This window comes from Leptolyngbya sp. GB1-A1 (genome assembly GCF_039962475.1).
Taxonomy (GTDB): domain Bacteria; phylum Cyanobacteriota; class Cyanobacteriia; order Elainellales; family Elainellaceae; genus Leptolyngbya_A.
In genome coordinates this window covers 1-12,345 of record NZ_JAMPLI010000082.1, presented here as the reverse complement: position 1 = coordinate 12,345, position 12,345 = coordinate 1, and the positions used below count along the sequence as shown (strand labels likewise).

The 12,345-nt window shown below is 49.0% G+C and carries 8 protein-coding genes and 3 pseudogenes; 2 read left to right on the top strand and 9 right to left on the bottom strand.

What is annotated here, in order from left to right; translation table 11 throughout:
- Nucleotides 1-676 precede the first annotated feature (676 nt).
- Complete coding sequence (gene pyrC / locus NDI45_RS29190; RefSeq protein WP_348249874.1) at nucleotides 677-1,705, bottom strand: dihydroorotase; 1,029 nt, start codon at nucleotides 1,703-1,705, stop codon at nucleotides 677-679.
- A 94-nt stretch (nucleotides 1,706-1,799) separates the two neighbouring features.
- Here pyrC and NDI45_RS29185 point away from each other — a divergent pair, with 94 nt between their 5' ends.
- Together NDI45_RS29185 and NDI45_RS29180 are read left to right on the top strand one after the other, a co-directional pair.
- Nucleotides 1,800-2,114 carry an IS1-like element transposase gene (locus NDI45_RS29185; protein ID WP_348249873.1) on the top strand — a complete coding sequence of 105 codons (315 nt, stop codon included), beginning with the start codon at nucleotides 1,800-1,802 and terminating at the stop codon, nucleotides 2,112-2,114.
- Nucleotides 2,115-2,160: 46 nt separating this feature from the next.
- A pseudogene (locus tag NDI45_RS29180) lies at nucleotides 2,161-2,547 on the top strand (IS1 family transposase).
- A 155-nt stretch (nucleotides 2,548-2,702) separates the two neighbouring features.
- On the opposite strand, the pseudogene ribBA reads toward NDI45_RS29180, so the two are convergent.
- From ribBA to NDI45_RS29140, 8 genes and pseudogenes are all read right to left on the bottom strand, one after another.
- A pseudogene (gene ribBA / locus NDI45_RS29175) lies at nucleotides 2,703-3,935 on the bottom strand (bifunctional 3,4-dihydroxy-2-butanone-4-phosphate synthase/GTP cyclohydrolase II); the annotation flags it as partial.
- 145 nt (nucleotides 3,936-4,080) lie between these two features.
- Nucleotides 4,081-4,656 (bottom strand): NADPH-dependent FMN reductase, encoded by a 576-nt coding sequence (ssuE, locus tag NDI45_RS29170; protein ID WP_190791010.1) that lies wholly within the window; start codon nucleotides 4,654-4,656, stop codon nucleotides 4,081-4,083.
- 177 nt (nucleotides 4,657-4,833) lie between these two features.
- Nucleotides 4,834-5,847, bottom strand: coding sequence for a hypothetical protein (locus tag NDI45_RS29165; RefSeq protein WP_348249872.1), 1,014 nt, complete (start codon nucleotides 5,845-5,847; stop codon nucleotides 4,834-4,836).
- Nucleotides 5,844-6,626 carry a cysteine hydrolase gene (locus NDI45_RS29160; protein WP_348249871.1) on the bottom strand — a complete coding sequence of 261 codons (783 nt, stop codon included), beginning with the start codon at nucleotides 6,624-6,626 and terminating at the stop codon, nucleotides 5,844-5,846. The genes NDI45_RS29165 and NDI45_RS29160 overlap by 4 nt, the downstream gene beginning before the upstream one ends.
- A 69-nt stretch (nucleotides 6,627-6,695) precedes the next feature.
- Nucleotides 6,696-7,915 (bottom strand): annotated as a pseudogene (locus tag NDI45_RS29155) (SfnB family sulfur acquisition oxidoreductase).
- A gap of 43 nt (nucleotides 7,916-7,958) precedes the next feature.
- The gene (gene sfnG / locus NDI45_RS29150; RefSeq protein WP_348249870.1) at nucleotides 7,959-9,050 is read right to left on the bottom strand and encodes a dimethylsulfone monooxygenase SfnG; all 1,092 of its coding nucleotides are present in this window, start codon (nucleotides 9,048-9,050) and stop codon (nucleotides 7,959-7,961) included.
- Nucleotides 9,051-9,447: 397 nt separating this feature from the next.
- Complete coding sequence (locus NDI45_RS29145; RefSeq protein WP_348249869.1) at nucleotides 9,448-10,635, bottom strand: acyl-CoA dehydrogenase family protein; 1,188 nt, start codon at nucleotides 10,633-10,635, stop codon at nucleotides 9,448-9,450.
- Nucleotides 10,636-10,735: 100 nt separating this feature from the next.
- Nucleotides 10,736-11,677, bottom strand: a complete 942-nt coding sequence (locus NDI45_RS29140) for a TauD/TfdA family dioxygenase (protein ID WP_348249868.1) — start codon at nucleotides 11,675-11,677, stop codon at nucleotides 10,736-10,738.
- Between the last annotated feature and the right edge of the window lie 668 nt (nucleotides 11,678-12,345).

Genomic DNA, 12,345 nt, shown 5'->3' with positions numbered 1-12,345 from the left:
TAATTTCAGGCAAGAAATGCCGCCACTTGAACAGAGCAGCAGTAGCCATCGGAGGGCGAGAAGGCATAACGGGGCTTGTCTACCTTACCAGCGGCTGTTTTTGCGACACAACCGGGATGCATACGGGTCGCAATTGTAAACGCCCGCCCCTATCCTTTGCCTTTTGGCTCCAGCCTATCAGCCTGATTTGGCTGGGTTGCACTCACGGCAGTTCAGACACACCTTTGCTTTCGCTATCCATAGATTCCTGCTCAACGGGATAACTGAATGAGGCTTTCAGCGACCGCTTTTTCATCTCGCTTTACGGCTTGATGACCAGTCGCTACCGTAGAGATGATGCTGTCACCCCTTGCATCTGGGGAGAGGGACTTGCACCCTCACAGTAATCAAGTTGTCAAGGTTCGGTATCCTCCGTTCCTTGCCATCCGTCCCTGAATATTGCTATCCATTTGGGATGAACGAATCGCACACAACCTCAGTGCAGCGGAGGGTTGAGAGTTGCTGGTGCTGAGTTCAAGTTTGTCTGCCGCCGCTGATTTGAGCCGTTAATCTTCTCTAAAATGGTTCCTTTTCGCGCAGTAAAGCGTCCTGGATAAGCCTTTTAACCTTCAATTATCAAGGCATAGCGTGTTGATAACACAATTATCTAAATCAATTCACTGCTCTCAGGCTGGGGTCAAGCCATTTGCCAAGTCATTTCTTGACCTGCTCGTAAGGGCACAAGTCCGGATTCCGTGAATGGAACTTCATCAGGAACACACCATGTCGTTTTGGTCAAAGTGATGTGTTCAGTATTACGTGGAAGTTGATAAAAATCTGGTCCATAGAAGCTGGCGAAAGCTTCAAGTTTATCAAGAGCATCGGCAATCTCAAACGCTTCTGTGTACAACTCCATGGCGTGCAGAGCCGAATAGCAACCCGCACAGCCACAGAAACTTTCTTTGCTATTCCGAGGATGGGGGGCGCTATCGGTGCCTAGAAAAAACTTAGGATTACCAGAGGTTGCTGCTTGCAAAAGCGCCGAGCGATGCTCCTCTCGTTTCAAAATTGGCAGGCAATAAAAATGGGGGCGAATGCCACCTTGAAATAGACTGTTGCGGTTAAATAACAAATGTTGTGGCGTGATTGTTGCAGCAATGTTGTGTGCAGATAGGACATACTGCACCGCATCTGAGGTGGTAATGTGTTCAAGCACTACGCGCAGGCTGGGAAATCGTTGCTTGAGCGGGAGCAAATGTCGCTCGATAAATACCTTCTCGCGATCGAACATATCAACATCGTGATCGGTCACTTCTCCGTGCAGGAGTAAAGGCAGGTCTACCTGCTGCATCGCTTCAAAAACGCGATCGCACTTACGAATATCCGTCACCCCCAAGTCTGAATTGGTTGTTGCCCCAGCGGGGTAATACTTGACCGCTTTGACAAACTGAGCTGTTTTCGCTGCGATAATTTCTTCGGGACTTGTGTTGTCAGTAAGGTAGAGCGTCATTAGTGGCTCGAACTGTTGACCCGCTGGAACTGCTGCAAGGATGCGATCGCGATAGGCTGCGGCATCAGCTATCGAGCGTACTGGAGGTTTCAAATTTGGCATGATAATCGCACGGGCAAATTGACGTACCGTATGCGGCAGAACCGCTTTCAACGCCGCGCCGTCGCGTAAATGGAGATGCCAGTCGTCAGGCCGGGTGATAGTGAGCTTTTGCATTCTTCAATTATAGAATTGCTAGTGCTTCTGGGTAGTGTTCTAGACCTGTGGAAGTAAGGGAGAATAGTTCCTACGTCTATTCCCTCATGCTCCTATGGTTCTAGAGCCTGTTCTTTGTCCTGCTTGTGGTAGCTCTGGTGGGGTCAAACATGGCAAATCCTCCGAGGGCAAACAACGCTACAAGTGTCGCAATGCCGATTGTTCCCGTAGCACCTTTATTCGAGATTACTCTTACCGGGGCTACCTGCCAGAAGTGAAACAACAAATTGCCGATATGGCAGTCAACGGCAGTGGCATTCGGGACACGGCTCGGGTGCTAAGCATTAGCCCCACAACAGTCATTGAAGAGTTAAAAAAAGTCTCGCCACCTGAAGCAAGTGAACCAACCCCTACTGGAACAATTGCCTGAACCTGAGAAGGTCGAAGTCATTGTGCAGCAAGTGGATGAGGCAGAAATGGACGAGATGTGGAGCTTTGTGAGCAATAAAAAACAGCAACGCTGGTTATGGCACGCGATTGATCATGCGAGTGGTAAAGTGCTGGCTTATGGGTTAGCTGACCATACTGACGCAGCGTTGAAATCATTGATGCAGTTGCTGATACCCTTTGAGATTCAACAGTTTTACACGGATGGTTGGGGTGGTTATGCTTGGTTGCTGGATGAGGACCAGCATGAAGTCGGCAAGCATTACACCCAGAAGATTGAACGGAAGCACTTAACGTTACGAACTCGGATCAAGTGATTGACACGCAAGACGATTTGTTTTTCGAAGTCGGAGTGGATGCATAACATTGTGATTGGGTTATTTATAAACCGCTATGAGTTCGGGCTTCCCGTCTAAGTCCTTCCACAGGTCCAGAACACTACCAACTCAGCCCTATCAAGCTTCCTGAGTTTAGCGTACACTTTTCTCTCCGCAGGTACAGCGATCCCAAGTTCGCTGAATCTAGGATTAATGCGCCTGAAGTCCTATCGAGTTCATTAGAATGCAAGACTCAGAAGATGCCCCAGTTTTTGTGCCTTGGTGGTCAGGTAAGCTGCACTATAAGGGTTTGCTGAAATTTCGAGTGGAACACGTTCGACGATCGCCAGTCCCCAGCCATCCAGGCTCACTACCTTACGGGGATTGTTTGTGAGCAGGCGGATATTCTGTAGCCCTAAATCTTTGAGAATTTGTGCGCCAACGCCATAGTTGCGAAGGTCTGCCTGAAATCCCAGCCGTTCATTAGCTGCAACGGTATCGAGTCCTTTATCCTGAAGCGAATAGGCTTTGAGTTTGTTCACTAAACCAATACCCCTGCCTTCCTGACGTAGATAGACCACCACGCCCTGTCTTGCCGCTTCAATCATTTGCAGGGCTGTAAGAAGCTGTTCGCGACAGTCGCACCGCAGCGAACCGAAGGCATCTCCAGTCAGACATTCTGAATGAACGCGAACCAGTGGAGCCTGATGCTCAAACTCCTCTGGATTCCCTTTGACGATCGCCGTAGCTTCCGAACCATTTAGGGCATTGCGGTAGCCATAAATTTGAAAGTGGCCAAACTGAGTGGGTAACTCCGCAACGGCTTCACGGGTTACAAAGCGATCGAACTGAAGACGATAGCGAATCAGATCCGCAATGCTGATGATTCCGAGATGATGAGTTTTCGCGTAAGCTTGCAGTTCCGGCAGTCGCGCCATTGAACCGTTTGGGTTTTGAATTTCGCAAATCACGCCAGCAGGATGGAGTCCTGCCAGTCGCGCTAGATCCACAGCTGCTTCCGTGTGCCCTGCCCGTTTAAGGACACCGCCTGCCTGTGCCCGCAGCGGAAAAATATGTCCGGGTCGTCTCAAATCCTGGGGACGAGTAGCAGGATCAAGGGCAACCTGAATCGTGCGCGATCGATCGCTGGCGGAAATTCCCGTTGAACCCCCCAGATGCGGTGCGGCATCAATACTAACGGTAAATGCTGTTTGGTGGGCATCTGTGTTGCTTTGCACCATCGGCGGCAAATCAAGCTGGTCGAGCCGATCGCCCGTCATTGCTAGACAGATTAAGCCCCGTGCCTGGGTTGCCATAAAGTTGATCATTGCAGGCGTGGCAAACTCAGCGGCACAAATCAAATCGCCTTCGTTTTCGCGATCTTCATCATCCACAACGATGATGGCTTTACCTGCTTGAAGTGCCGCGATCGCGCTAGACACAGAATCAAATGAAAATGGACTGATATCGCTTGAGAGGCGATCGATTGAAGGAATCGAGGAATGATTGGGTGATGATTTAGACATAACAAACGTAGAGCTTGAATGATGAGAGGAATTATTTTGTGGGAGGTCAACTTGTGGAAGATCGATCACCTACCTCAGCATTATTTGTTTATACGCGCAGCAGAATTTAGTGGCTCACTTCTGCAAAGGCTTTGCCGTTGGATAGACCCTGACGCAGATTGATTGCTTCAACAAAATCATTTAGAGAATGCTTCAATCGCTGGTCGGTTTCCTCATCCACCTGAACCGTTTGATCCGCTTGAAGCTGAAGCTGCTTATCAACAGCGTAGACACCCCCCAAAATATGCCGCGCCTTCAGTTCAAACAGCACGGGTTTCAAGGCATAATCCACCGCTAACAAGTGGGCGATTGTTCCTCCCGTTGCGATCGGCAAAACCACTTTGCCTTCAAAAGCTCGCTGCGGCAGCAAATCGAAAAATGACTTGAGCAATCCCGTATAGGAGGCTTTGTAGATCGGTGTGGCAATAATAATCCCGTGAGCCTGGGACAGCAGCGCATTAACGGGTTCCAGTGCCGGACTATTGTACTGTCCGTAAACGAGTGCTTCCTGAGAAAAATCGCGAACTGAAATGGTATCGGTGTGAAAGCCCTGCTGCTGTAACAGGGAATTAGCATATTCCGCCAGCCCATAGGTGCGGGAAGGATGAGTTGGACTACCGGAAATCGTCAGAACGTTAGGCATTGTAAAAATCTCCTACAGGTTATGCAAAGCGATTGAAGCGAGACCGCTTTCTCAATGATTGAGAAAACTCGTAGATGAAACTGCTGTGAGCAGATCGGTTTTGGAATTGCGAAGATTGCTGCTGAAGATTTGCAATCTGATCGCTGCTAGGAAACTAATGCAGCCTGATCCCGCTCACTAAACTCTCTTCGGCTTATCCTGCCAGAGTCCAATTCCGTCATACAGACCTGGAGCCATTAAAAAGACTTGAACCCAGAGAATGTTGAACCACCAGTAAAGCCCTTGGACAATATTTTCTCGACCAAAGATTGCTTCTGTGATGGCATAGAGAAATATAGAAATGGCTAAGCTGGCGATCGACGTGACGATCCCTTTCGTCGGTTGACTCAGACCATTGAAGGGCCATAAATTGAACTGCCAGAGTAGTCCTAAACCTACTGTTGTCCAGATGGCAGCGAATGTTGGACCTGTTGTGGTGGTGAACAAATCCATCCCTGCCTGCTTGAGGATGAATGCCATGATGAGCGTTAATAAAATCACGGCTCCCGTGTGAATTAACCCCAATCGCGGCTGCTCAAACCCGAGCTTGTTGAAGGGCCAGCGTTCGAAGAAACTGCCGACAACGGTTGAAGTCGGATACCAGTACCAAGGGATATAGAAAGGCGTTAATCCCCAGATCTGCGGTAGAAAGGTGAGAGCAGGCGCAATAAAGAAGACGGCAAAGAAAATATTGAGCAAGCCGCTTACCGGATGCCAGTTTCGTACTGTATTGTCTGTGACGATCGTATTATCAAAGAAAAATAAACTGAGTGCTGCCGCAATGATTGCCGTTTGTCCCCACAGTCCAACTGAGGTATCCGCCAGACTGGCTTTTGCGGAAACATATTTCCAGATTTCTCCAGTCAGATACGCCAGAATCAACAAGATTGCTAAATTAATCGTTCCCCGTCCCAAGCGCGACGAAGAGAAACGATCGCCCGGATAGCCGTTGAGCGAAAAGCCTAAATGCCACCACCAGACGAAGAAAATCGTGATGTAGATTAGCTTTGAAGTGACATCAAGCCGCAGAATTTGACCGAGCAGAACTTCAAAAATTAAGCTGATTGCCCCAATGATGGCAATGAAGAGAATACCTTTATAGGGCTGGCTTTTCCAAACACTTTGCCTAAAAGCAGAATCTCCAATACTCATACAGTTCCTCCTGAGGAACGCGCTGCCCGTCGCCGTGTGGCCTGTGACAGCAGTTGTACGGCATGATCAGCAGAAATCACCGGAGCAAAGAAGGTATTGATTCGCCGTAGTGCAGCAGGTTCATCTTCCTGAAACTGGCAGGCTGTCGCATCGCCAATTACGATCGGATTTAGACCATGATCGCGTGCTGCCCGTGCATTCCCTTCAATGCACCAATCCAAATGAATTCCGGTAATGAGCAAAGTACGGATACCCCAGCGGCTTAGATAAAGCGGTAGTGTTGTGCCAATAAACGAAGACTGATGTGCCGTTTCAAAGAACTCCACATCATCGGGATGCTGTAACGCTTTCAGCTCATTCACTAGTTCTGCGTCCCAGCGTTTCTTTTCTTTGCTCCAGTCTTTGTAAGGCTCATACCAGTTGCGGTACTGCGCTTCATCTAAGGGCGTTTTGGGATAATCCTGCCGGAACACATCGTAGCCAATCCAGAAGAATTTCGCCCCCGCTTGCCGAGCGGCGATCGCCACCTTTATCGTATTTTCCAGGCTGGGACGTTCCCACTGCCTTTCCCGTCCCTGAACACCCTCAGGATGATAGAGACTATTGCTTTGGCTGATTGATAGAAATGCGGTTGGCTCTTCCAGCAGAGACACAAGATCTACACTTTTCCACTGCGGATGCAGTTCTGGAACAGGTGTGCCGATCTTCTGGGCAGATTGAATTTGTCTTGACTCGGTGAAGTTCGTTACAGCGTTACGATCGAATTGAATCTGTGACATGGAACTTGACTTCCTTAAATGCAAATTTGTCTTGCAGGCACAGCATTGCCATGCCTGCATTACTTGCTATTACAGCCAGGGATGACGCGGCGGATTAGTACCATTCAAGAAGTAATTACCAACCGCATAGTACTTCCAGCGAACGGGAGCGTGGAGAGTATGGGCACGGGCATTGCGCCAGTGGCGATCATAGTTGAACTGTTGCAGCGTCGATTTGGTTCCGGCGAGTTCAAACAGTTTGTTGGTGGTAAGCAGCGAGGCTTCAGTGGCCAAGGCTTTGGCTTCAGCAACAGCGATCGAAGCTTCGACCACTTTTGCTTCTTCCAGGTTAGATTCGTAGGCGCGATCGATAAATTCTCCTGCCCGACGCAGCAGTTCTTCAGCCGCGTGAACCTGAATCACGATATTGCCCAGGCTGTAAAGCGTCAGGGGATCTTCATAGCCATGTTCCAAATTGCTATCGACCCACGGACGTGTGTGATTGCGAACAAAGTGAATCGTGTCGCGCAGCGCAGCCTTGGCAATACCCACATCGACAGCAGCCTGAATAATTTGAGCCACTGCTCCCATCGGAGTTGCCCGCTCGAATGCCCGATAGTGGGGGATGACGTGGTCAGATTTCACCGCAACGTTTTCCAGAATCGTGGTGCCGCTGGCAGTGGTCCGCTGTCCAAAGCTTGTCCAGTCATCCAGCAGGGTCAATCCAGGTGCGCCCCGCTCCACAAAGGCAACGACTGTATTTCCGTCTTCGTCTGCGGCGATCGTCGGAATCCAGTGTGCTAGAAGTGCGCCTGCTGAATAGTATTTGCGCCCGTTCAGCACATAGTCATCGTCGGAGCGCGTTAATTTCGTTTGCACATCAACCACTGATTTGGTGCCAATCTCCGAGAAAGCGTTACCAAATCGCTTGCCTTGCAGCACTAAATCAAAGAAAAATCGCTTTTGCTCCTCGGTGCCGTCAAGCCGGATTGCTTCCACCATATAGAGGTGGTTTTGCGGAATCTGACCGAGGCTAGAATCGGCTTCAGAAATGATTTTGATCACTTCTGCCAATGTTGCATAGGAAACACCTGCCCCGCCATATTTTTTAGGGACAATGATGCCCCAAAGTCCGCTCTGAGAAAACTGTTTCACCTCTTCAACGGGCAGTCGGCGATCGCGATCGCGCACCGAATCTTCTTTAACAAATTCTGCGGCAAGTTCTGTGGCAACAGCGATCGCTTCTTCATCGTTTGAATGATGTGCGCCTGTGGTTCAGCTTCAATCTGAATATTGACCAGTGTTGTCATCTCAAACCATCCTTTTGTGTATATTGAATAGATTCGCGATTGATTAAACCGCAACGAGACTTCTTTCTGGACGGCGCGATTCAAGCTGGTGAACGAGCGGAATCACATCCCGTCCGAAAGCAGGCAGGTCATCGCTGCAATGCAGGAATCCGCCGAGAATCAGATCAACGCCTGCTTCGTGGAACTGCTGAATTTTTTCGGCAACCTGCTCTTTTGTGCCGATCAAGCCAGAGCGGAAGCCGTCGTTGTACTGCACCAGATCCTCAAAGTTAGAGTTTGCCCACATTCCGGTTTTTTCCCGGGTGGCAGAACCCGCCTGTTTCACTGCTTCTCCAAATCCTTCAACGGCTTCGCGATCGGCTTGAGCAATAATTTCGCGCAGTACCTCATGCGCTTCTTGCTCCGTATCGCGGACGATGATAAAGGCATTCAAACCAAACTTAATGGTGCGTCCTTCAGCACGGGCAAGTGCTGAAACCTCCTCGATTTGTTCACGCGCTCCCTCGATCGTATTGCCGTTCATGAAATACCAATCAGAGACACGCCCTGCCATGCGTCGAGCCGCTTTGGAGTTACCGCCCTGGAAAATTTCCGGATGGGGATTTTGATTGATCGGCTTCGGTTTTACCCAACCACCATTAATCCGATAAAAGTCACCTTTGAAGTGAAACTCATCTTCTGTCCAGAGTCCTTTCAGGACCCGAATAAATTCTTCCGATCGCCGATAGCGTTCATCGTGATCCAGCCAATGTTCGCCGTAGATAGTAAATTCATCTTTGAACCAGCCGCTCACGATATTAAGGCAAAAGCGACCCTTGGAGAGAAAGTCGATCGTCGCGCCCATTTTCGCCACTACACCTGGATGCCATAATCCCGGTAGAACGCCTGAGATCAGCTTTAATCGCTGGGTGACGGGAGCTAGAGCCGCAACAGTGGTTAATGCTTCTAGCTGTTGTTCGGCACCGTAATTAGCAATAAATCGAGTTTGGACCAGACCATAATCGAATCCAACTTTTTCTGCCGTTTGTGCGAGTTTCACATTGTAGTCATAGCCCCAATCCGTATGTTGCGGAATACGGCTGATCACTAGACCGCCACTAACATTGGGAACCCAATAGGCAAACTGAATGGTCAACTTGACACCTCTGTAGAAATTGAATAGCTTCTGTAGAAATTGAGCTGTTGAAATTAAACAAATGTATTCCGCAAGCTTTTCAGCCGGTTGTTAACAAATTGTCAGACTAGCTCACCTGCCATCATTCCCTCTAGATTATTAATAACGGGTTGGTTTTCAAGCTACCTTGCCAGCTTAAGCTCCTTAGCTATCAATAGATAAGTGATGCATCGTTGACTGGTCCGATCGCTACCAACGAATCTGGTGAAGCTTCGATCAGATTCTTTACTTCAAATGAACTGGGTGATACCGGACCCCTCTAATACATTCAATGTAGCTAAGCTCCGAATTTACAACGATCATTTTGATCGAGATCAAAGCCAACTACATCGGATTGGACAAAAATTAGGAATCGTTTTTAAGAATACTGCGTGACAGTGGGTAACGCCTGATTGAGCGTCCAGTTGCCAATATCGCGGTACTTATAATCAACCGGATCATGCAGGGTGAAGGTTCGCAGGTCACGCCAGTAACGATCGAATCCGTAGTGGCTTGCGGTCGATCGACTGCCTGTAAGTTCAAAGATACGATTGGTGACTTCTATGCCGACTTTGGTGGCAACCGCTTTGGTCGCAAACACTTGAATGGCAACTTCTCCCCGCTCTTCTGCCGTTAGTGCTGTATCTTTGTCCCAGGCTGCTTGTGCCGCGATCGCCGTTCGGTCTGCTAGCGCGATCGTAGACTGTAACCCTGCCCATAATTCGCCGTAGTGTTGAAGAATATAAGGATCTTCAGTTGCTTTTTCAACGGCTGCCGTGATCCAGGGTTTGCTCTGGGAGCGAGTGTATTCCTGTGCTGCTGACAGTGCCCCTTCGGCAATCCCCAGGTAAACATAGGCTTTGGTCAATTGGGCAATGATGCCTAGAAAAGTCGCGAAGGCATGATTGGGGAAGTTGGGATAGCCTAGGACTTCCTGCGGTTCGACAATCACATCTGTGAAAGTAATGCTGCCGCTCGCAGTGCGCCGCTGACCAATGTTTTGCCAATCATCATTGAAGATTAGCCCAGGTCGATCGCTCGGCAACACCACTAGATAAGGCACATCTACCCCATCCTGCACTGCTGAGAACATGCGCTGATCCGCAACCGGAACGCCTGTGCCAAACCCCTTCACGCCGTTTAAGCGAAATCGATCGCCATCTTGAGTAATTTTCAGGCGCGTGTCGCGCATATTGATTGAGTTGCCCCAGAACCACTGATGCTCGACTGTGCCGCGATAGTAATACTCTTTTTGTTCGGGTGTACCAGAAACGTGTGCCAGTGTCGTTAGTCCCAGGTGATTGCAGTAGAGTTGACCGATCGAGCCATCGGCTTTGGAGAGCTCCTGAATCACCTTCATGGCAGCCAGAATGCTTTCGCCTGCACCGCCATATTCACGGGGAATCACCAGCGTTAGGAGTCCGGCTTCCCGCAGTCGGGAGACTTCGTACTGGGGCAATCCTGCTTGCTGATCCCGCTCTACCGCATTTGCTGCAAATTCCTGTGAAAGCTGAGCGGCGACCGAGCGGTAATCTTGAACCTCTAAGCGTTCGAGTTGCTGGACCATAAGAACTCCTAGTAAGTTTTGAGAAGGGACCGAAATTGGGTGATTTTTGAGCTATCCAGATTGATACTGAAGTTGAAAAGGCGATTATTGCTTCGGGAAACTACGAAATAATGCCCTGAAGATAAACGGCAGAATCTCCTTTGATCGCTTCACTGCGTCTGCCGTCGATACCAATGGGGAAATCACCGACCAAAGTGACTCGCTGAACGCGACGCAGTTGTTTGCCAAAATCATCAATGGCATAGTGTTGGGTTGCGCGGTTATCCCAGAACGCCACATCGCCTTCCTGCCACCGCCAGCGAACCGTATTTTCCAGCCGAGTGACATAGGCTTGCAGGAGTCGGAGCAAATCATCGGATTCCGTTTGAGAGAGTCCTTGAATTCGACGTACGAAGCCACCGATAAACAGGACTCGTTCACCGGATTCAGGATGAACTCTAACGACTGGATGCAGTGTTTCATAAACGGTAGATTCAAAGATGCGGCGATATGCCTTGAACTCCTCAGACAAATCGACCCTTCCTGTCGTGTAATCGTAGGCGTTGCTGTAAACTGCCCAGAGTTGATCTGCCAGTGGGCGGAGAGGGTCAGGCAAATCTTGATAGGCAGCCGCCGTATTTGCCCAAACTGTATCCCCGCCGACAGGAGGGATTTCAACCGCCCGCAGAATTGAACCGAGGGGTGGGCGATCGACAAAGGTGACATCAGTATGCCAATGGTTTGCCCGATTCACATTACGTCCATAATCGAGGTCCAGAATTTCAGGATGATTGGGCAGGGAGGGCACTGTGGGATGGGCAATGGTAATCTCGCCAAATCGACGGGCAAAGGCAACTTGTCCTGATGCGTCTAGCGATTGTTGCCGAAAGAAAATAACTTTGTATTGAACGAGTGCTTTACGGATATCACTAATCACCTCATCGCCCAGCGGCAAGCTGAGATCCAGCCCTACAATTTCTGCACCAATTCGCCCTGCAACAGGTTGAACGTTGAAGTGCTTAGATATAAAGGATTTAGGTGCAACAAGAACACTTGAATTCATTACTTCTTCCTTATCAAACTGAGCTGCTAAACGAGTCTGAGTTATGCAAGTCTTTCTCAGCAATTCCTCATCATTGATGCTTGTTGTTAATGCTTACTGTTGACGCTTATGAATTGTGGGAAAGAGATTGTCCAGAACCTCCAATAAATAAGCCAGCACTTGACAGAGCGGATCAGTCATAATGCTTGCCTTGCCAATTCAATTATCTAAATGTCAATCGGCTTACTGTACATTTAGCGTAGTATGAAGTAAGAGTCCTAAAACGATCAAGCACTCAGGCTACATTTTTGGCATTTGTCGGAAATGACTTCGAGACAAAATATTAACGAGGGGCAACCCGCGTTGGATGAATCGTGCCCTGTAGCCACTTCCCTTTTTATTTGTTATCTTTTCTTTATCGCGACTTTAATTTCAGCAATCGTTCCTGAGCAGCTTGTCACGCTTCAACCGTTTTTCTGAAACAGAACCGAGTGAAGGATTGTCCTTGCTGCGGTTCCTAGCAGAAGCTGAGCCGGACGCCACGGCAACGTCAACATCTTGAATAAGATAGGGAGACTAGTAGTTCACCAAATAAACTTTGCCTAGTTAGCATGCTTTAATTTAGGATAGAGATGCCCTAACCGAATGCGCGCACCTGCACTGGAAAATCTCCAATTGACCCTGGCTTT

Excerpts from the sequence above, each read along its gene's own strand:
- ssuE (WP_190791010.1), bottom strand. The coding sequence starts at position 4,656 with ATGCCTAACGTTCTGACGATTTCCGGTAGTCCAACTCATCCTTCCCGC.
- NDI45_RS29165 (WP_348249872.1), bottom strand. The coding sequence starts at position 5,847 with ATGAGTATTGGAGATTCTGCTTTTAGGCAAAGTGTTTGGAAAAGCCAG.
- pyrC (WP_348249874.1), bottom strand. The coding sequence starts at position 1,705 with ATGCAAAAGCTCACTATCACCCGGCCTGACGACTGGCATCTCCATTTA.
- NDI45_RS29145 (WP_348249869.1), bottom strand. The coding sequence starts at position 10,635 with ATGGTCCAGCAACTCGAACGCTTAGAGGTTCAAGATTACCGCTCGGTC.
- NDI45_RS29160 (WP_348249871.1), bottom strand. The coding sequence starts at position 6,626 with ATGTCACAGATTCAATTCGATCGTAACGCTGTAACGAACTTCACCGAG.
- NDI45_RS29185 (WP_348249873.1), top strand. The coding sequence starts at position 1,800 with ATGGTTCTAGAGCCTGTTCTTTGTCCTGCTTGTGGTAGCTCTGGTGGG.
- NDI45_RS29140 (WP_348249868.1), bottom strand. The coding sequence starts at position 11,677 with ATGAATTCAAGTGTTCTTGTTGCACCTAAATCCTTTATATCTAAGCAC.